The sequence below is a fragment of the Klebsiella sp. P1954 genome (genome assembly GCF_018199955.1).
Classification (GTDB): Bacteria; Pseudomonadota; Gammaproteobacteria; order Enterobacterales; family Enterobacteriaceae; genus Klebsiella; species Klebsiella pneumoniae.
Map to the genome: position 1 here is coordinate 2452077 of NZ_CP073373.1, position 19485 is coordinate 2471561.

The following is a 19485-nucleotide window of genomic DNA, read 5'->3' on the forward strand; positions in this document are numbered from 1 at the left end:
GACCGCAGAAAGACCGGAAAAAGAAAAGGGAAAAATGTGATACAGGTAGGCTTTCAGGTGGGAGGCATCGGCTGATGCCTCCCGAAAAGAACGGTTAGCGGTACTTCTTATGATAGGTGTTGCGGGTGGTTTTAAACTCCTCCGCGGCGGCCTGCGCCTCTTTCACCTTGCCTTCGTTCGCCAGCTTCAGCGCACCGTCGATCTGGCCGATCAGAATATCCAGACCGTGACGGTAATCTTTCATCTCAGCGCTGTCGGCCGCTTTGCCTTCCAGCTTCGGCGGGGTCTCTTTCTGAGCATCGACCGCGGCGGTACGCATCTTATTCAGCGCCGCTTTCAGCTCGCCGGCGTCGGAGGTCTTCTGTACCACTTGCAGGTTTTCTGCCAGAGTGTCCATGTCTTCGCCCAGGTCGGCGAAGGCCGACGCTGAACCGAGCGCAAAAGCAGAGACAGCCAGCATCGCTAACAGTTTTTTACGCATTGCTCACTTCCTTTTTATTATTTAAGCAAACAGGTGTTATTGCCCGGCGATTTTCATCTCCGGCAGCAGCACAGAACCGCACTGAATGTTGCTGCGCGTTTCAATATCATCGCCAATGGTCACGATATTACGCCACATTTCTTTCAGATTTCCTGCAATGGTGATCTCACTGACAGGATATTGAATTTCGCCGTTTTCTACCCAGAAGCCGGATGCGCCGCGTGAGTAGTCGCCGGTGACGCCACTGACACCCTGCCCCATCAGTTCGGTAACCACAAGACCGGTGCCCATCTCTTTAAGCATCTTTGCAAAACTCAGACCGCGGCCGTTAATGCGCCAGTTGTGGATGCCCCCGGCGTGGCCGGTGCTTTTCATCCCCAGCTTGCGCGCTGAGTAATTGGTCAGCAGCCACTGGGTCAGCACGCCGTCTTTGACGATATCGCGACGTTCGGTGCGCACGCCTTCGCTGTCGAACGGCGTGGAGGCCAGCCCTTTCAGCAGGTGCGGATGCTCTTCAATGGTTAGCCACTCCGGCAAAATTTGTTTGCCCAGCGAATCGAGCAGGAAGGTCGATTTACGGTAGACCGCGCCGCCGGCAATCGCTCCGACCAGGTGACCAAACAACCCGGTCGCCACTTCGTTGGCGAAAATGACCGGCGCCTTCATGGTCGACAGCTTACGCGGCGCCAGGCGCGACAGGGTGCGGCGGGCGCACTCTTCCCCGACCCATTCCGGGGACTGCAGATCCTCGATCGCCCGGCCAATGGTGTAGGCGTAGTCGCGCTCCATATCGCCGTCATCTTCCGCAATGACGCAGCTGGAGAGGGAATGGCGAGTCGAGCAGTAGCTCTGCAGCATGCCATGGCTGTTACCGAACACTTTGATGCCGTAGTGGCTGTTAAAGCTGCCGCCTTCGGTGTTGGTGATGCGTTTATCGGCCTTCAGGGCCGCTTGCTCCGCGCGGGCGGCCAGTTCGATGGCGTCGTCCGGGGAGACCTCCGCCGGGTGGAACAGGTCCAGATCCGGGGCGTCAAAGGCCAGCAGATCTTTATCGGCTACGCCGGCAAACGGGTCCGGGGAGGTATAGCGGGCGATATCCAGCGCCGCCTGCACGGTGCGGGCGATGGCGTCCGGGCTAAGATCGGTGGAGGAGGCGCTGCCCTTGCGGTTCTGATGGTAAACCGTGATGCCTAATGCCCCATCGCTGTTGAATTCTACATTCTCCACTTCGCCATAGCGGGTGCTGACGCCGATGCCCGTGGTTTTGCTGACGGAAACTTCCGCACCGTCAGATTTACCTGCCGCCAGTTCCAGTGCCGTGGTAACGGCTTCTTCCAGCGTCTTACGCTGCTGTGCAACTTGAGAGATGACTTTCATTGCTAATGCCATAATGTAAGAAGGAGTTAACTGAAGTCTAACAGAGAACCGTTTTTCAGTGCGCGCCTTAACTGGTAACATTAGCCTCTTTTTTTAAGGAGCCTGAGATGACAAAGCAGCCCGAAGACTGGCTCGACGACGTGCCCGGTGATGACGTTGAAGATGAAGATGATGAAATCATCTGGGTCAGTAAGAGTGAAATTAAGCGCGACGCGGAAGAACTGAAGCGTCTTGGCGCGGAACTCGTTGACCTGGGGAAAAACGCGCTGGATAAAATTCCGCTGGATACCGACCTGCGCGACGCCATCGAACTCGCCCAGCGAATCAAAAAAGAGGGTCGCCGCCGCCAGCTACAGCTTATCGGCAAGATGCTGCGCAACCGCGATGTCGATCCGATTCGTCAGGCGCTGGACAAGCTGAAAAACCGTCACAACCAGCAGGTTGCGCTGTTCCACAAGCTGGAGCAGATCCGCGATCGACTGATTGACGACGGGGATGACGCCGTCGCTGAAGTGCTGAACCTGTGGCCAGATGCTGACCGTCAGCAGCTGCGTTCGCTGATCCGCAATGCGAAGAAAGAGAAAGAAGGCAACAAGCCGCCGAAATCGGCGCGCCTGATCTTCCAGTATCTGCGTGAACTGGCGGAAAACGAAGGCTAAGTCCCCCTGTTTTTGCCCGCAATAGTCTCCCGGATGGCGGCGCGCTGCGCCTTATCCGGGCTACGGTTCCCTATATCAAACGGTTACTCAACACCGTAGGCCCGCGCAAGCGCAGCGCCGCCGGGCAAGCTGTACCAGACTCCGTTCCCGTCATTGTGCCGGATGGCGGCTACGCCTTATCCGGCCTACAGAGCCCTGTATATCAAACGGTTACTCAACACCGTAGGCCCGCGCAAGCGCAGCGCCGCCGGGCAAGCTGTACCAGACTCCGTTCCCGTCGTTGTGCCGGATGGCGGCTACGCCTTATCCGGCCTACCTTCACCCCAGCTCTAAGGCTTGCGCCAGCAGGGGGATTCCCGTCGCATCGCCTGAATCCCCTCATCCACACGACGATACGTTTGTTTATAGCCTGACTTATCAAGCTGAATCGTTAAAGCTAAAAACAATGTAGATCACATATCCTGGTGATAAATACGTATTACTTAGCAAAATAATACGACTTTCATCTCATTTAACATCATAAAAACGGCCACTTTCTCACCAGGTGAGGCGCTTCACATTTTAATCACCCCCATGCCGGTAGATTTCACACGTCAATGACACAATCGATTCAGCAAAAAGGGAATAAAAATGAAAAAGACATTGGTTCTGACGACGATCGCCCTGCTGGTTTCCGGCTCGGCCGTGGCAAAAACATGGGTGCTGACGAACGCTGAAGAGGGGATGGATAAAGGAAACTGGCAGATCAACAGCGATCAGCTGAAGGTGAAAGACCATGCGTTCAGCATTGAGCAAAAAGTCCTGCACGGCGGTAAGCAGGAAGGCAGCAAAATCCTCACCATTCATAGTAAAGACGGCCTGACCATTACCTTGAGCCCGACACGCGGCATGAACTTACTGCGTATTGAGGGTTTCGGCAGCCGGATGGGCTGGGATTCGCCGGTTAAAGAGGTCGTCAACCCGGCGTTTATCAACCTGGAAAGCCGCAATGGCCTCGGCTGGCTGGAAGGATTCAACGAGATGATGGTCCGCTGCGGCTATGAATGGACCGGCCATCCGGTGACCGCGGACGGGCAAATTTATACCCTACACGGCAAGGCGGGCAACACGCCGGCCTCTCTGGTGGAGGTGGAGGTGGCCGACAGCGCACCGTATGAAATCCGCATCCGCGGGCTGGTGAAAGAGAGCACCTTTAAAAAAGCCGATCTGCAGACCCTGACCGAACTGCGCTACGTCCCGGGCAGCAACAGCTTCAGCCTGCATGATGTCTTAACCAACCATGCCGACTATCCGCATGATTATCAGATCATCTACCACAGCAACTTCGGCACCCCGATCCTCGAAGAAGGCGCGCGTTTCCTCGCCCCGATCTCCAGCATCAGCCCGTTCAATGATTACGCGAAGAGCGGGTTAAAAACCTGGCAAACTTATCAGGGACCGACCAAAGATTTTGACGAGATGGTATTTAATATTCAGCCGCTGGCCGATGAAAATCACCAGACCCTGGCCGCGGTGGTCAACAAAGCGGGCGATAAAGGGGCCTCTATTCAATTTGATACCCGTCAGCTGCCGGTCCTGACACTGTGGAAAAACACCGATACCGTCAAGCAGGGCTATGTCACCGGTATCGAGCCGGGGACCAGCTACGCCTATCCGGTGACCATTGAACGCGAGCAAAAACGCGTGAAGCAGCTGCAGCCGGGCGCCAGCGCGCAGTTTGATCTAACCTACACCCTGCTGCACGATAGCGCCCAGGTAGCCGCCGTTGAGCAGAAAATCGCGCAGATTCAGGGCGATAACAAAGTCGCGGAGAACGAGACGCCGATCGCCAAAGAGTAACAGCGCCGCCAGTCGAATGCCCGGAGCGGTACGCCGAGCCGGGCTACTCCCGCCCCATCACCTCGTGCCCGAGATCCCGGGCAAACTGCTGATACTGCCGCTCATCGATCGGCTGCGGGTAGCTCAGCACCAGCAGCTCATGATCCGCAATGCCCTGATGATAGCTCGGGTGATGATGCGCCCAGGGATTAGCATGGAACCCCATCGACTGATAAAAGCGCAGCCGTTTATGGGCGATGGCCGTGGTTAGCGGATCGATTTCCAGAATGGTCAGCGGGGCGCGCGTCAGGATCTGCGCCAGCAGCTGTTTACCATAGCCGCGGGAGCGCAGCGTGTCGCCGATGGCCAGATGTTCGATATAACCGTAGCCGGCAAACTGCCAGCAGCCGCTGAGGCCGACAAAGACGCCTTCATCGAACCATGCTTCCAGCGCGTAGCGCGGGTGGCTCAGCGCCTGACGTTTGGCCTCGCTTTCGCGCTGCTCGTGCCACGGAAAGGCGCGCGCGTAAAGCGCGTCCAGCATGGCGAAATGGGGCGAGTCGGTAGAACGTACGCTTTCGCAGGTCAGCATCACACAATTCCTGGTAGCTAAAACAAAACTGCCCTCACGCGGAGGGCAGTGACCGGAGGCGTACGCGCTTATTCAGCCGCGGCCGCTTTTTGCGCCAGCTTATCCAGCAGCTTCTGATGAATGCCGCCGAAGCCGCCGTTGCTCATCACCAGGATATGGTCGCCCGGGTGGGCGGTTTTGACCACCATCTCCGCCAGGGTATCGACGTCGGCGCTCCAGTGAGCCGGCTGGACGCAGGCTTCCGCCACTTCCGCCACCTGCCACGGAATATGCTGCGGCTGCAGGAGGAACACCTCATCGGCGCGGCCGAGAGACGGCGCCAGATCGTCCTTGCAGACGCCCATTTTCATGGTGTTAGAGCGCGGCTCCAGCACGGCGAGAATGCGCGCGGTACCGCCTACTTTACCGCGCAGCGCCTGCAGCGTGGCGAGGATTGCCGTCGGATGATGGGCGAAATCGTCATACACGGTGACGCCGTTGGCTTCGCCGCGCAGCTCCAGGCGACGGCGGGCGTTGATAAAGCTGCCCAGCGCGTTCGCGGCATCCGCCGGCAGCACGCCGACGTGACGCGCCGCGGCAATCGCCATCAGGCCGTTATGCATATTATGCTCGCCGACCAGCGCCCACTTCACTTCGCCGACCTTTTCGCCGTCGAGTAAGACTTCCCACTGCGAGGCGTCGGCGTTCAGTTTTTTCGCCTGCCAGTGGCCCTGCTCGCCCACCAGCTCCTGCTCGCTCCAGCAGCCCATCGCCATCACCTGCTTCAGGTTGATGTCGTTCTCCGGCAGGATAATTTTGCCTTTGCCCGGCACGATGCGCACCAGATGGTGGAACTGTTTCTGAATCGCCTTCAGGTCATCAAAGATGTCCGCGTGGTCGAACTCAAGGTTGTTGAGGATCAGCGTCCGCGGGCAGTAGTGAACAAACTTGGAGCGCTTGTCGAAGAAGGCGCAGTCATATTCGTCGGCTTCAATGACGAAGAACGGGCTGTCGCCCAGGCGCGCGGAGACGTCGAAATTGCCCGGAACGCCGCCAATCACGAACCCCGGTTTATAGCCGCAGGCTTCAAGGATCCAGGTCGCCATGCCGGCAGTGGTGGTTTTGCCGTGGGTCCCGGCGACGGCCAGCACCCAGCGATCGCGCAGCACGAAGTCGTGCAGCCACTGCGGGCCGGACATATAGGGAATATTATTTTCCAGCACCGCTTCAACGCACGGGTTGCCGCGAGTCATGGCGTTACCGATGATCACCAGGTCCGGCCGGGGCTCCAGCTGGCTGGGGTCATAGCCCTGAATTAAATCAATCCCCTGGTTTTCCAGCAGGGTGCTCATCGGCGGATAGACGTTAGCATCCGACCCCGTTACCTCATGACCGAGGGAGCGCGCCAGCATGGCCAGCCCCCCCATAAACGTGCCACAGATTCCTAAAATATGAATGCGCATTCGTCATTTCCTTTTCTTATCCGGGGCACATTTTACCCATATCCCGGGCCCTGGCGAAATGCATTTCAGGCGAATCTGTATTTTGCTGGCGCGATTCACCTGTGCGCACTTTTTTGATTCTTTGTTAAGATTGTTGCGTTCGTTTTACTCAACATAAAAATGCAGGGAACGAGTTATGAAAACGTTAGGTGAGTTTATTGTTGAAAAGCAGCACGAGTTCTCCCACGCCACCGGTGAGCTGACTGCTTTGTTGTCAGCAATAAAGTTGGGCGCCAAGATCATCCACCGCGATATCAACAAGGCCGGTCTGGTCGATATCCTGGGTGCCAGCGGTGCTGAAAACGTTCAGGGCGAGGTTCAGCAAAAACTCGATCTGTTCGCTAATGAAAAATTAAAAGCCGCACTGCGAGCACGCGATATTGTTGCCGGGATCGCCTCTGAAGAAGAAGATGAGATTGTCGTCTTCGAAGGGTGTGAACACGCCAAATACGTGGTGCTGATGGACCCTCTGGATGGCTCCTCTAACATCGACGTTAACGTCTCTGTCGGTACGATCTTCTCTATCTACCGCCGCGTGACGCCTGTCGGCACGCCGGTGACAGAAGAAGACTTCCTGCAGCCGGGCAACAAGCAGGTGGCCGCGGGCTATGTGGTCTACGGATCGTCGACGATGCTGGTGTATACCACCGGCTGCGGCGTTCATGCCTTCACCTACGACCCGTCCCTTGGCGTCTTCTGTCTATGCCAGGAGCGCATGCGCTTCCCGGAGAAGGGCAATACCTACTCCATCAACGAAGGCAACTACATCAAATTCCCGCAGGGCGTGAAGAAGTACATTAAGTACTGTCAGGAAGAGGACAAAGCGACTCAGCGTCCTTATACCTCACGCTATATCGGCTCGCTGGTGGCGGACTTCCACCGCAACCTGCTGAAAGGCGGCATCTATCTCTATCCGAGCACCGCCAGCCACCCGGAAGGCAAGCTGCGCCTGCTGTATGAATGCAACCCGATGGCCTTCCTCGCCGAACAAGCGGGCGGTAAGGCCAGCGACGGTAAAGAGCGTATTCTGGATATTATCCCGGAAAGCCTGCATCAGCGTCGCTCCTTCTTCGTCGGCAACAACCACATGGTAGAAGACGTCGAGAACTTTATTAAAGCGTTCCCGGACGCCTAAGCGCCCTGCCCGCTCCTCCCGCGCCTGCGGGAGGAGCATTTCTTAGCGACTCCCCGCCCCGCTCACCCGCGTCACCGCCGCATTCTGCCGATTTTCCCACAGCACGGTCAGCCCACGCTGCAGCGCGATAAAGATAAACAGCAAAATGCCGATGGCGATTTTCGTCCACCATGAGCTGAGGGTACCGTCGAAGTTGATGTAGGTCTGAATCAGCCCCTGGATCGCCACCCCGAACAGCGTTCCCAGCACGGTACCGACGCCACCGCTTAGCAGCGTACCGCCGATCACCACCGAGGCAATCGCATCCAGCTCGACGCCGACGCCCGCCAGCGCATAGCCCGCCTGGGTATAAATGGAAAAGACGATCCCGGCCAGCGTCGCCAGTCCGGTGGAGAGCATATAGATACGGATCGTGGCGCTGCGAGTCGAAATCCCCATCAGATTCGCCGACATGGCGTTGCCGCCGATGGCATACACCTGGTTGCCAAAGCGGGTGCGATGGGCGACAAAAATACCGGCCACCACCACCAGCAGCATCAGCAGTCCCATGGCGCTGAGACGACCGCCGCCGGGAATGGTCCATGCCAGCCCGGACAGGGTGTCGTACACTGGGTGGTTAATCGGAATCGACTCCTCTGACACCAGATAGCTCACGCCGCGCAGGAAGAACATGCCGGCGAGGGTGATGATAAAGGCCGGGATCTTCAGGGCGTCAATCAGCAGCCCCATAAACGCGCCGAAGGCGCAGCCCATCACCAGCACCAGCGGAAAGGCCACCAGCGGCGAGATTCCCCAAAAGCCAATCGCTTTGGCGAGGAAGACGCCGGTAAAGGCGATCACCGACCCCACCGACAGATCGATCCCGCCGGAGAGGATCACGAAGGTCATGCCCACGGCGATGATCCCGAGGAAGGCATTATCCGTCAGGATATTGCAGATCACCCGCGTTGAGGCAAAACCGGGGAACTGAGTCAGGCAGTAGAGGTAGCCCAGCACAAACACCGCAAGGGTGATCATCAATGGTAAATTACGTTTTATCACGGCCGCGTACCCCTTTCAGTAAACCGATAAAGCGCGGCGACTGGACAATCAGTACGCACAGCACCACCACCGCTTTCACCACCTGGTTGAGCTCCGGCGGGAAGCCGGAGAGCAAAATCCCGGTGTTCATTCCCTGGATAATCAGCGCCCCCACCACCGAGAGCAGCAGGTTAAAGCGCCCGCCCATCAGCGAGGCGCCGCCGATGACCACCGCCAGAATGGCGTCCAGCTCAAGCCATAGCCCGGCGTTATTGGCATCCGCGCCGCGGATGTCCGCCGCCACGATGATCCCGGCGATCGCCGCGCAGACGCCGCTCAGGACATAGGCCAGCATCACCACGATGCGGGTATTGACGCCGGCGTTTTTCGCCGCGCGGATGTTGATCCCTACCGCCTCAATAAACATGCCCAGCGCCGTTTTACGGGTAAACAGCCAGAACAGCAGCAGCGTAGCGGCGGCGACGATCACCGGCGTCGGAAACAGCAGAAACGATCCGCTGCCGAGCCACGCCAGGGCCGGGGAATCAAAGGTGACGATCTGCCCGGCGGTGATCAACTGCGCCACCCCGCGCCCGGCCACCATCAGGATCAGCGTCGCCACAAAGGGCTGGATCTTAAGGACCGCCACGAGGATGCCGTTCCACAATCCGGCCAGCGCGCCCGCGGCCAGCGCGGCCAACAGCACCACCGGCAGGCTGTGCCCGGCGACGGTCATCGAGGCGGCCGTCGCGCCGGCAATCGCCATCACCGCCCCTACCGACAGGTCGATGCCGCCGGTGGCGATCACCAGCGTCATGCCAATCGCCAGCAGCGCCACCGGCGCGGCGCGGTTGAGAATATCGATCGGGCTGCCAAACAGGCGGCCATCCTGGAGCACCACCTGATAAAAATGGGGCGCCACCAGGCTGTCTACCAGCAGAACCAGCAGCAGGGCAATAATCTGCGGGGTGCCCTTCGGCCAGGTGAAGCGTCGCTTCTCCGGGCCGGTTTGCGAAAGAGATCGAGGCATCATGGGTTACTCCTTATGCCGCAATAGCGTTCATGATCGCCGGAACAGAGAGCTCGGCGAGCGGGATCTCCGCCACCTGTCGGCGATCGCGCAGGATAATGACCCGATCGGCGTAACCCACCAGCTCCTCCAGTTCAGAAGAGATAACCAGCAGCGCCAGGCCATCGGCGCAGAGGGTTTCAATCAGGCGAATAATTTCCGCATGGGCGCCGACGTCGATGCCGCGGGTCGGCTCATCGAGGATCAGGAACTGCGGTTTGGTCAGCAGCCAGCGGGAGAGCAGCACCTTCTGCTGGTTGCCGCCGGAGAGAAACTCGATCGGCTGCTCGGCGCTCGGGGTACGGATCCCCAGCTGGCGAATAAAGCGCTCGGCGATCTCATTCTGCTCCCGGCGGGGGATCGGCCGCAGCCAGCCGCGCTGCGCCTGCAGGGCGAGAACGATATTTTCCCGCACCGAGGCAGCGGCGATAATGCCGTCGGTTTTGCGATCCTCCGGACAGAAGCCGATCCCGAGGCAGGACGCCTGATGCGGGGAGCGCAAGGTCTGAGGTTTGCCTTTGATCCACGCCTTCCCGCTGTCCGCCGTTTTAATGCCGAAGATCACCTCGGCGGTTTCCGTGCGTCCGGAACCCAGCAGGCCGGCGAGGCCTACAATTTCACCCGGGCGGACCTGCAGGTCGAACGGGGCGATGGTTCCTTTTTTACCGTAGCCTTCAAACGCCGCTACCGGTTTATCGCTCAGCAGGGTACGGCCCGCCCGCTGCAGGGCATTGTGGTCCAGTTCGCGACCCAGCATCATTTTCACCAGCTCAATCTGCGGCAGCTCGCGGGTCTCACGGCAGCCCACAAATGTGCCGTTACGCAGCACGGTGATGCGGTCGCTGACCGCATAGACCTGGTCGAGAAAATGGGTGACGAAGATCAGGCTGACGCCGTTATCCCTGAGCTGGCGCATCAGGGTGAACAGCATCTCCACCTCCTGGGTATCGAGGCTGGCGGTGGGCTCGTCGAGGATCAGCACCTTGGCCGACAGGTCGATGGCCCGACAGATAGCGACGATCTGCTGCATCGCCACCGAAAAGCGGTTCAGCGGCTCGCGCACGTCGAGGGAAAAGCCGTAGGAGGCCATCAGCGCCGTCGCCCTGGCCTCCATCTCTTTACGTCGCAGCAGACCAAACCGCCGCGGCTCACGGCCGATGAACAGGTTATCCGCCACCGACATATTGGGCAGCAGGTTCACTTCCTGGTAGACGGTGCCGATCCCCAGCTGCTGGGCATGGGCGGTATTTTTGGGCGAAATAGCCTGGCCTTCCAGCCAGATAGTGCCGCGATCGGCATGGTAAACGCCGGTCAGCGCTTTGATCAGCGTCGATTTTCCGGCGCCGTTTTCGCCCAACAGGGCCATGATTTCGCCGCGCCGCAGGCTAAAGTTGACGTTATCCAGCGCCTTAACGCCGGGGAAGAATTTACTAAGTCCTTCGGTGCGAAGGATCTCCTGGTGTGCCTCGGCGCTCATAATCGATGTCACCTTCAAATGATGTCAGGTTACCCCGGGTCGCGCTGGGCTTCCCGGGGTTTCTGGAACGCTGCTTTTTACCCTCTCCCATCGGGGAGAGGGATGGAATGAGGGGCTCCCCACTCAGTAGCCCATATTTTTCTTCTTCTCTAACTCTTCTTTCGCCGTATCCGGCAGATACAGCGTCGATTTGGTGATGGTCAGCTTCTCCGGCAGGGTGCCGTCTTTTTTATATTTCTCCAGCGCATCAAACGCCGGGCCGGCCATATTTGGCGTCAGCTCGACGCTGGCGTTGGCTTCTCCGGCGATCATCGCTTTATAGATATCCGGCACGCCGTCGATGGAGCCGGTCAGAATATCTTTGCCCGGCTTCAGGCCAGCTTCTTTAATGGCCTGGATGGCGCCGATGGCCATATCGTCGTTATGAGCGAACACCATGCAGATGTTTTTGCCGTTATTCTCAGCTTTGATAAAGCTCTCCATGACCTCTTTCCCTTTACTGCGGGTGAAGTCGCCGGACTGGGAGCGGATAATTTTGATATTCGACGCTTTGGCAATCGCGTCGGCGAAGCCTTTCTTACGATCGATGGCCACGCTGGCCCCAACGGTGCCCTGCAGTTCAACGACGTTGCACGGCTTACCGTCGACGGTTTTCACCAGCCAGTCGCCAATCAGCTGGCCTTCCAGCACGTTGTTGGCGGTCACGGTGGTCATGTAGAGATCTTTATCTTTAACATCAATGGAACGGTCGAGGAGGAAAACCGGGATCTTGGCCTCTTTCGCCTCTTTCAGCACCGGTTCCCAGCCGGTAGCCACCACCGGCGCAATGAAGATCGCGTCGACCCCTTGAGCAATAAAGGAACGTACTGCTTTGATCTGGTTTTCCTGTTTTTGCTGACCATCAGCGATCTTCAGGGTGATACCGCGCTTGGCGGCCTCCTCTTTCGCGACGCTGGTTTCCGCCGCACGCCAGCCGGATTCAGAACCGACCTGCGAAAAACCTACGGTTAGCGGGGCAGCTATCGCCATAGACGACATAGCTGCGGAAACTGCTGTGACAAGAAGTAAGCGCTTCCACATAAGGGTATCCTCGTAGGGTTATTGTTGGTTAAAGTCTCACCTGCGGACAAACTATAGACAATCGGTGATGTAACTGAATGCGTTACATCACACTTCAAAAAAGTAAATGAGATGTTAATGATGGCCCTACTGCCCAGCGGAGAGCCGATAAGGCTTCGCAGGGAGCGCGGCTGTTGCGGTTTATGACGTTTTTTTAAGCAGTATGATAAATCAATCACATGCAATGAAAACGGTTACATAAATTTATTCATGATGTGGCTATGTTTATGGATTTTCATGTCATTATTACGCGAAAAATTCGGAGCACTCTGCGGCGATATCGGGAAAAAGAAGCGAAGACTTTCGATGTGAGTTGGCTATAATACCGAGCACTTGTTTGCCATACATTTTAAAGGAAACAGACATGAGCTTACTCAACGTACCTGCGGGCAAAGATCTGCCGGAAGACATCTACGTCGTGATCGAAATCCCGGCGAACGCAGATCCTATCAAATACGAAGTCGACAAAGAGAGCGGTGCACTGTTCGTTGACCGTTTCATGTCCACGGCAATGTTCTATCCGTGCAACTACGGCTACATCAACCACACCCTGTCCCTGGACGGCGACCCGGTTGACGTGCTGGTCCCGACTCCGTACCCGCTGCAGCCGGGCTCCGTGATCCGCTGCCGTCCGGTTGGCGTTCTGAAGATGACCGACGAATCTGGTGAAGATGCGAAACTGGTTGCCGTACCGCACACCAAGCTGAGCAAAGAATACGATCACATCAACGATGTGAACGATCTGCCGGAACTGCTGAAAGCCCAGATCACTCATTTCTTTGAGCACTACAAAGATCTGGAAAAAGGCAAGTGGGTTAAAGTCGACGGTTGGGACAACGCGGAAGCGGCGAAAGCCGAAATCGTTGCCTCTTTCGAGCGCGCTAAGCAGAAGTAATTCTGTCTCAGGCAGGGTCATCCCCTGCCTGATTGCGGCACGGATAGCCGCGATAACACCATGGAGGGTGTCCCGTGAAAAGCGTTCGCTATTTCACCCTTAACTTTTCTGGCTTCACGACCGCCGCCTGTGAAAAACAGGGGTATCTGCGTCTTATCGCCGGCGACCATATCTTTTATACCGATAAACGCTATTTTAACGACCCCTCGCTTTTTGACCACCTGACGATCAATCAGCCTTTGCATCCTGGCGCCCGTAGCTATTGCTCGCGCTGACGATGCTGGCTTCCGTGAAGTGGATGGTGAAGGATTATCTTCCGCTCTGGTAAGAAGGTGGGCGCAGGAAAAAACAACGCCACCCGAAGGTGGCGCTGTCGTGGTTAATACTGGTCGCGATCCAACCAGTTGCCGTTCGCTATCAACGTACAACCCTCAACGGAACGTTGATAGACATACATCCATGCGCTGCCGTAAGGCGTCTGAATCAGGTGGCGCGCATACTCGCCCCCCTTGGTGCGCAGCGCATCCAGTTCGGCCAGCGTCGATGCATCAATACGATAAACTTCACCATGTACTGTGCCTTCGCCGGGCACCGCGCCTGGATAGTGGCCCAGGCTGTACAGCTGATAATCGTCGACACTATGAGCGCCCAGCCACTGGGCGTTGGTCATCCAGTGGCTGTTGCCTTGTTTGCGTCGTAAACTGCCGTAAACAAATATTCGCATTGCTAAAACTCAAACTGATAGAGCAAATCGAGCGCCTGGTCGATGCCAGACACCGCTTCCACATATAGCTTAGGCATCAGGCGATAACGTAAAGTCAGCGTCGCCAGGGAATCGAAGATACCGACCCCGTATTTTACCTGTAGACCCGGCAGTACATAGCCGCTGACCACCACCTGGGAAGAATCGCCTACCCCTTCGGTGTCCAACGCCAAGTTGCTTACGCCAAACGTCTCGCCGATTTTACCCACAACCTGACCACTTTGTGCAACCCCCATACCAATAAGCATTGAGGTCATCGCGGCGCTATCGCTCTGACCACTACTCAAACCCTGGCCGCGCAGCAGATAAGACAGCGCTTCCTGCTGGGACATAACCGGATCAGAGAAGATCTCCGCTTTCGGCTGATCGGCGGAGCCGGTGACGCGAACGCCGGCGATCACATCGTCTTCGGTGGCATCCGGGTTACGAATCGCTTCGATATTCAGCAACGGCTGATCCGGCGGACCGGAGAACAGCAGCTCCCCTTTGCGGACAATCAAGTCCTGACCATAGGCGTGGAAACGGCCGTCCGGAATATTAATCTGCCCGTTGAGGCCCAGCCCCTGCTTGTCCTGCGCCACTTTCAAATCACCGGTCAGACGCGCTTTCAGGCCGAAGGCTTCCAGACGAACGTTGTTGCCGACGTGAATGGTCAGGTTGCTGTTGATCGGGATGCTGGCGCTCTGCTGCTTAATCGGCTTGAGGTTTTTATCCAGCATCACTTCATCAGAGGAGACGCCGACCGCGCTCTCCGGCACCTCGTTGACCACGATCCGCGCCCAGGGCACATCCACTTTGCCGTCGAGATTGAACAGGCTTGGCGTGGCGGTAAACACCACATCCGGCGATACATCGAGACGCACCATCGGCGGCACCGTGATCCGCACCCGGCTGCCTTTCGCCGCAATTTGCGCCCGCCAGTTATCGATCTGCGTCCAGTCGGCGTTACCGCTGAGGGCGATTTGCCCCTGGCGGGTGTTCACCGTCCCCTGCAGGGTCGAGCGCGTGCCGTTGAAGTTCATCGCCAGCTGGCTCGGCTGCATATCAAACGGCATAAAGTTGCCGTCGATATCCACCCCGCTCAGCTGCATCTGGCCAAACAGCTGCGGACTTTTCACATTGCCGCCCAGACGCAGACGGGCGTTGAGCCTTCCCTCTGCCTTTTCACCACGAGCGAAAATCGGGTTGATCATCGCCAGCGAGAAGTTGCTGATATTGACATTGCCGCCGAGATTACGCCGCCCCTGCGGGTCGGTAACCTGCACCTGCCCATCCAGCTGACCATTGTTGGTCAGGCGGATAAGCCAGCCCAGCTCGGCGCGATTGTTGTGCAGGTCGGCGCTGAGGTTCAGCGTATCGAACGCCACCGGCAACGGCGCGTCGTTGACGACCTGGGTCACCTTGACGTTGCGCCCGCTGAGGGTCACTTTGCCCTGCGGCAGTCCCTCTTTGGTGGTGTCCCAGCTCACATCGGCATTACCAGTAAACACGCCGCTGGCCTGGGTCGCCTCCGGCATAAACGGCTTGAGCATCGCCAGATCGAAGCGGTTGAGATTCACCCGCGCCCGTCCGCTGGCGCCCGCGTCAATGGTTTCAGGCACGCAGAGCTCGGCGTTCGGGTTGGTCCAGCAGTGTGGCCCAATGCTGATTTTCTGCTCCAGATTGCGATAGTCCAGCGCAATGCTGCGCGTCAGCGCTACCGGCCCCACCGGCGTCTGGAAGCGGGTATCGCTCAGCGAGCCCTTCCAGCGTTCGGCCTGACGATCGAAGCTGCCTGCCAGCGTCAGCTGGCCGGAAACCGGATCGCCCTGCACGCGCAGCCGCAGCTCATGCTGTTTCTCTGTACCTTTGGCATTGAGCTGCACCAGGCTGATATTGACCCCCGGCTGGCTGATGCGATCCACCCGCACGTCCAGGTTACCGCCAATCTGATCGGTGGATTTCACATCCCCTTTGACGTTGACCTGGGCGATGGTCAGCTCCTGCCAGCGCAGCGCCCGGGCGGTGATGTCGGCCAGCAGCTGCGGTGCATCGACAGTGCCGCGTACTTTTACCAAGCCCTTCGCCGTCCCGCCGAGCCCCGGCAGCGCATTATCCAGGTGCGGCGCATCGATGGTGGCGTCGAGATTAAGATCCTTCACCCCCAGCTCGCCTTTGATATCAGCGCTGTTCGGGCCTAACGCCAGATGCAGTCCCGGGATTTTCCACTGCAGATAGCTGTTACCCTGCAGCGAGCCCGCCACATCCACTTTGTTCTGCTTCACGTTGCCGGTAATTTTCAGCTCCGGCACCGACATCTGCCAGCTGCCGCCGTACAGGCTGCCCTGGGTCTTGATCCGGCCGTTAAGCTTCGACGGCCAGTCCGGCACCTCTTTGGCGGTGTTGATGCCGTCGAGGGTCAGCTCGCCGCGCCAGCTGATCGCCTGCTGCCAGTCAAGCAGCGCCTTCAGCTCGGTTTTCCCTTCCAGGGCGTTGACCGTCAGCTTGTCGAGATTGATCTGCCGTTCATTGCCTTTGGCGTTGAGGGCGATTTTCGCAGGCGGCAGCGATTGACCTTTCACCGCGGTGGAGAAGGCCAGCGCATAGTCGGTCATTTTGCCGCTGAACTTCAGCTGGACATCGTCGGCCTGGAACTGCTTCTCGCCGTTGAACGGCCAGGCGAGCTGCTTACTCTTCAGCTCCATATTGAGCGGCAGCCCGGCCTCCGCCAGCTGCGCATCCGCGCGCAGCGTGGCCGCGACCGGCCCGCTTAAGTCCACTCCGACTTTGAGCGTTTTACGCACTTCTCCGCCCACCTTCAGCTGCACCTTCTCCCCTTTCATTGGGTCGACGTTCAGGGTTCCGGCGAGGGTAATGTCCACCGGCCAGTTATCCTGCAGCTGCGCGCTGCCCGAGGCGCTGACCTTGCCCTGATCGGAGTCGATATCAAGGGCGTCGAGCTTCATCTGGCCGTCGATACTGCTGACTTTCAGCAGCAGGTTATACACGGTGATATCGGTATCGCCGGTCAGGCGCAGCTGCTCGCCGCGGAACGCCTGAATATTGAGGTTCAGCGGCAGATGGACATCGGTCATCGCCGGCAGCACCGGCTGCGAGAAGAGGTCGGTCATCGTCTCGCCGAGCGGTTTTTCCTGCGGCTGCGGGTTGTCAATTTTCGGCTCAACCACCTGCTCCTGCGCCACTTTCGCCACCTTAGGCAGGGCGATCAGCAGCCCCTGCAGCGAGGTCGGCGTCAGGGTCAGATTTTTCTCCTGCCAGTTCAGGCCGGTGGAAAAGTCGCGTACGGAGACCGCGGTATCATCGATTTTGACGTTGACGTTATGCAGCGCGACGCGGCTGAGGGTGATCGGATAAGGAGTGGAGAGATTCAGCGGCCCGCTGTCCTCTTCCTCGACCGGCGCTGAGGGCGGCATCTTCTTGGTATCGACGGCGACATAAATATCGCGCAGCGCGATGTCGTTTACGCACAGGCTGCTGTCCCACAGGCAGCGCAACCTGACGCTGAGGTGAAACTGACCGGCGGTCACCGCCACCCCGGGCTGTTCGTAGCGAACATTATCGAGGGTTAAATCACGCCAGCCACCGGTCACTTTGCCGATTTCCAGCCCCGGTACCCAGCGATCCGCCGCTTTGAACACCAGATGCAAGCCGGTGGTGGTCCCCACCAGGAACCCGACGGTGCCCAGCAGGAGCACCAACACGATTAAGACGCCGAGGCTTATCTTCTTCCATAAACTCATAATTCAGGCCCCAGACCGATGTAAAACTGTAAACCATGCTCTTCTTTGTCGCCGATCGGCCGGGCGATATCCAGCTTGATCGGTCCCACCGGCGACTGCCAGCGCACGCCCACCCCGGCGCCGGTTTTGAAATCGCTCTCGCGAATATCGCTGACCGCTTCGCCGCTATCGACAAACACGGCGCCCCACCATTTACCACTGACGTTGTACTGATACTCCAGCGAGCCGGTGGCCAGCTTCGAGGCCCCGATCAGCTTGCCGTCATCGTCCTTCGGCGAGATAGATTTGTATTTATAGCCGCGAATACTGCGGTCGCCCCCGGCGAAAAAGCGCAGATCTGGCGGCACCTTGTCAAAGTTGTCCGCTTCGATCCAGCCAAGGTTGCCGCGCACCACAAAGCGGTGGCGGTCATAGAGGGTACGGATCCAGACGTCCTGGGCCTGCATCACGATGAAGTTGATGTCCGAGCCCCACATGGTGTTGGAGTAATCCACCGAGTAGCGCTGGGAATCGCCCCAGGTAGGCATCAGGCCGCCGCGGGAGCGAGTGCGGTTCACCGAGACCCCAGGATAAATCAGCATGGTGGTGTTGGTGACGTTCGCCTGGGTAAAGTGATCCAGGCTCCAGCGCAGGTTAATAGCTCGCTGCCAGCCGCTCGACATCTCCCAGAAACGCGAGACACCCAGGGTGGTAGAGTCGGCCTGGGTATCATTGAGGTCGGTACGCTTAAAACCGCCCTGCATCAGATAATACTGTTCAAGGGGGCTCTTCAGCAGTGGGACTTTGTAGGTAAAGTCGAACTGCTGCTCCGGGGCGGAGAGGCTGACGCTGGAGGTCAGGCTGTGGCCATACGAGTTGACCCATGGTTTTTTCCACGTGGCTTTCACCCGCGGACCGACGTCTGTGGAATAGCCGACCCCGGTTTCCACGGTGTTCTCTTTGCGAGGCGAGACAACGCCCTGCAGAGGCAGCACCTTGGTTTTCCGCGACTTAGCAAAATCAGGCGCCACCACCACCGAACTGAACCAGCCGGTCGCCGCCAGGCGGCGGTTTAGCTCGGCCAGGTCCTGCGAGGTGTAGTAGTCGCCCTCTTTAAACGGCACGAGGTTTTGCAGGTATTCATCGCGGATTTGCGAGCCAGAGAAAGTGACGTGGCCAAAGCGATAGCGTTCGCCGCTGTCGTAATCGATATCCCAGAACGCCTGATGACGGTCGAGGGAGACCCCGAGCTGGCTCTTAAGAAACTCGCTGTCAAAGTAGCCTTTGCGCAGGGCGACGCGGGTCAGCGAGCTCTTGAAGCCGTCGTAATCCCCGTGGTTGAGCACCGTCCCGATGGCCGGGCGCGTTTTCAGCAGAGCCAGGTAGTCGCTATCGGTGCGGGCGCCGCCGCGCAGAATCACCTCGGTTCCGCCAATGCGCACCGGTTCTCCCGGGGTCACTTTGGCGATCAGCACCTGACGTCCCCTTTTCGGCGGCGGACGCAAATCAAATTCAATCGTCGGCTCGTAATAACCCAGCGCTTTCAGACCTTCGCGAATGGCGTCATCGACGCGCGCGCGAAAGCGACGATCCGGCGTGACTTCATCGCTCTGGATGGTGGAAAGCTGGGCGCGAACGTTTTTCTCCAGCTCCCCGGATAATCCCTCAACCTGCAAACGCACATTCGCTGCGCTGGCGACCCCGCTGACCAGCAAAAGGCTGGTGACACATAACTGGCGGATTTTTAGCACATTTTCTCCTGAATATCCCTGTTTCCTCTACAGGAAACACTGGCGCCGCTCCACGGCTTAACAAAACCCTAACAACATAGGGTTGAAAAAGTGGCAATAACCCAAATAATTCTTATGTATTAATCTAGA

At 58.1% G+C, this 19485-nt stretch carries 16 protein-coding genes and 1 pseudogene; 5 read left to right on the top strand and 12 right to left on the bottom strand.

The features are described 5' to 3' along the window. Positions 1-94 precede the first annotated feature (94 nt). The gene (cybC, locus tag KB890_RS11755) at positions 95-481 is read right to left on the bottom strand and encodes a cytochrome b562 (RefSeq protein ID WP_002886893.1); all 387 of its coding nucleotides are present in this window, start codon (positions 479-481) and stop codon (positions 95-97) included. Positions 482-517: 36 nt separating this feature from the next. After that, entirely contained in the window at positions 518-1870 is a 1353-nt protein-coding gene (gene pmbA, locus KB890_RS11760) for a metalloprotease PmbA (RefSeq protein WP_004152265.1), read from the bottom strand. Positions 1871-1965: 95 nt separating this feature from the next. Between pmbA and yjgA the strand changes: the two genes are divergently transcribed. After that, positions 1966-2517 carry a ribosome biogenesis factor YjgA gene (gene yjgA / locus KB890_RS11765; protein ID WP_004177664.1) on the top strand — a complete coding sequence of 184 codons (552 nt, stop codon included), beginning with the start codon at positions 1966-1968 and terminating at the stop codon, positions 2515-2517. A 329-nt stretch (positions 2518-2846) separates the two neighbouring features. On the opposite strand, the gene KB890_RS11770 is transcribed toward yjgA, so the two are convergent. After that, positions 2847-2963, bottom strand: coding sequence for a hypothetical protein (locus tag KB890_RS11770; protein ID WP_014342865.1), 117 nt, complete (start codon positions 2961-2963; stop codon positions 2847-2849). 184 nt (positions 2964-3147) lie between these two features. On the opposite strand from KB890_RS11770, the gene KB890_RS11775 reads away from it, so the two are divergent. After that, complete coding sequence (locus KB890_RS11775) at positions 3148-4356, top strand: aldose 1-epimerase family protein (RefSeq protein ID WP_020324896.1); 1209 nt, start codon at positions 3148-3150, stop codon at positions 4354-4356. 43 nt (positions 4357-4399) lie between these two features. Here the strand turns inward: KB890_RS11775 and KB890_RS11780 are convergent, their stop codons facing one another. Next, entirely contained in the window at positions 4400-4927 is a 528-nt protein-coding gene (locus KB890_RS11780; RefSeq protein WP_019704694.1) for a GNAT family N-acetyltransferase, read from the bottom strand. Positions 4928-4995: 68 nt separating this feature from the next. Then, positions 4996-6369, bottom strand: coding sequence for a UDP-N-acetylmuramate:L-alanyl-gamma-D-glutamyl-meso-diaminopimelate ligase (mpl, locus tag KB890_RS11785; RefSeq protein ID WP_002886886.1), 1374 nt, complete (start codon positions 6367-6369; stop codon positions 4996-4998). A gap of 175 nt (positions 6370-6544) precedes the next feature. On the opposite strand from mpl, the gene fbp reads away from it, so the two are divergent. Next, the gene (gene fbp / locus KB890_RS11790) at positions 6545-7543 is read left to right on the top strand and encodes a class 1 fructose-bisphosphatase (RefSeq protein ID WP_002886827.1); all 999 of its coding nucleotides are present in this window, start codon (positions 6545-6547) and stop codon (positions 7541-7543) included. A 42-nt stretch (positions 7544-7585) separates the two neighbouring features. Here the strand turns inward: fbp and yjfF are convergent, their stop codons facing one another. From yjfF to ytfQ, 4 genes are all read right to left on the bottom strand, one after another. Further along, positions 7586-8584: a galactofuranose ABC transporter, permease protein YjfF gene (gene yjfF / locus KB890_RS11795; protein WP_004178367.1), complete on the bottom strand. Its 999-nt coding sequence runs from the start codon at positions 8582-8584 to the stop codon at positions 7586-7588. Continuing rightward, positions 8571-9596, bottom strand: a complete 1026-nt coding sequence (ytfT, locus tag KB890_RS11800) for a galactofuranose ABC transporter, ATP-binding protein YtfT (protein WP_004177668.1) — start codon at positions 9594-9596, stop codon at positions 8571-8573. The genes yjfF and ytfT overlap by 14 nt, the downstream gene beginning before the upstream one ends. Before the next feature lie 10 nt (positions 9597-9606). Continuing rightward, the gene (gene ytfR, locus KB890_RS11805; protein WP_004177669.1) at positions 9607-11109 is read right to left on the bottom strand and encodes a galactofuranose ABC transporter, ATP-binding protein YtfR; all 1503 of its coding nucleotides are present in this window, start codon (positions 11107-11109) and stop codon (positions 9607-9609) included. Positions 11110-11232: 123 nt separating this feature from the next. Beyond that, positions 11233-12189: a galactofuranose ABC transporter, galactofuranose-binding protein YtfQ gene (gene ytfQ / locus KB890_RS11810; RefSeq protein WP_002886769.1), complete on the bottom strand. Its 957-nt coding sequence runs from the start codon at positions 12187-12189 to the stop codon at positions 11233-11235. A 403-nt stretch (positions 12190-12592) separates the two neighbouring features. Between ytfQ and ppa the strand changes: the two genes are divergently transcribed. Further along, the gene (gene ppa / locus KB890_RS11815) at positions 12593-13123 is read left to right on the top strand and encodes an inorganic diphosphatase (RefSeq protein ID WP_002886766.1); all 531 of its coding nucleotides are present in this window, start codon (positions 12593-12595) and stop codon (positions 13121-13123) included. 74 nt (positions 13124-13197) lie between these two features. Beyond that, positions 13198-13380 (top strand): annotated as a pseudogene (locus KB890_RS11820) (hypothetical protein); the annotation flags it as partial. A 122-nt stretch (positions 13381-13502) separates the two neighbouring features. On the opposite strand, the gene KB890_RS11825 reads toward KB890_RS11820, so the two are convergent. The 3 genes from KB890_RS11825 to tamA are packed head-to-tail and all read right to left on the bottom strand — an operon-like array spanning position 13503 to position 19356. Next, positions 13503-13847, bottom strand: coding sequence for a gamma-glutamylcyclotransferase family protein (locus KB890_RS11825; protein WP_002886724.1), 345 nt, complete (start codon positions 13845-13847; stop codon positions 13503-13505). Between the two features lie 2 nt (positions 13848-13849). Continuing rightward, positions 13850-17626 (bottom strand): autotransporter assembly complex protein TamB, encoded by a 3777-nt coding sequence (tamB, locus tag KB890_RS11830; RefSeq protein WP_020324898.1) that lies wholly within the window; start codon positions 17624-17626, stop codon positions 13850-13852. Further along, positions 17623-19356 (bottom strand): autotransporter assembly complex protein TamA, encoded by a 1734-nt coding sequence (gene tamA, locus KB890_RS11835; protein WP_002886722.1) that lies wholly within the window; start codon positions 19354-19356, stop codon positions 17623-17625. Before tamA ends, tamB begins: the two co-directional genes overlap by 4 nt. Between the last annotated feature and the right edge of the window lie 129 nt (positions 19357-19485).

Bases quoted from the DNA above. Each gene is read 5' to 3' on its own strand.
- cybC (WP_002886893.1), bottom strand. From the start codon at position 481: ATGCGTAAAAAACTGTTAGCGATGCTGGCTGTCTCTGCTTTTGCGCTC.
- pmbA (WP_004152265.1), bottom strand. From the start codon at position 1,870: ATGGCATTAGCAATGAAAGTCATCTCTCAAGTTGCACAGCAGCGTAAG.
- yjgA (WP_004177664.1), top strand. From the start codon at position 1,966: ATGACAAAGCAGCCCGAAGACTGGCTCGACGACGTGCCCGGTGATGAC.
- KB890_RS11775 (WP_020324896.1), top strand. From the start codon at position 3,148: ATGAAAAAGACATTGGTTCTGACGACGATCGCCCTGCTGGTTTCCGGC.
- KB890_RS11780 (WP_019704694.1), bottom strand. From the start codon at position 4,927: ATGCTGACCTGCGAAAGCGTACGTTCTACCGACTCGCCCCATTTCGCC.
- mpl (WP_002886886.1), bottom strand. From the start codon at position 6,369: ATGCGCATTCATATTTTAGGAATCTGTGGCACGTTTATGGGGGGGCTG.
- fbp (WP_002886827.1), top strand. From the start codon at position 6,545: ATGAAAACGTTAGGTGAGTTTATTGTTGAAAAGCAGCACGAGTTCTCC.
- ytfT (WP_004177668.1), bottom strand. From the start codon at position 9,596: ATGATGCCTCGATCTCTTTCGCAAACCGGCCCGGAGAAGCGACGCTTC.
- ytfR (WP_004177669.1), bottom strand. From the start codon at position 11,109: ATGAGCGCCGAGGCACACCAGGAGATCCTTCGCACCGAAGGACTTAGT.
- ytfQ (WP_002886769.1), bottom strand. From the start codon at position 12,189: ATGTGGAAGCGCTTACTTCTTGTCACAGCAGTTTCCGCAGCTATGTCG.
- ppa (WP_002886766.1), top strand. From the start codon at position 12,593: ATGAGCTTACTCAACGTACCTGCGGGCAAAGATCTGCCGGAAGACATC.
- KB890_RS11825 (WP_002886724.1), bottom strand. From the start codon at position 13,847: ATGCGAATATTTGTTTACGGCAGTTTACGACGCAAACAAGGCAACAGC.
- tamB (WP_020324898.1), bottom strand. From the start codon at position 17,626: ATGAGTTTATGGAAGAAGATAAGCCTCGGCGTCTTAATCGTGTTGGTG.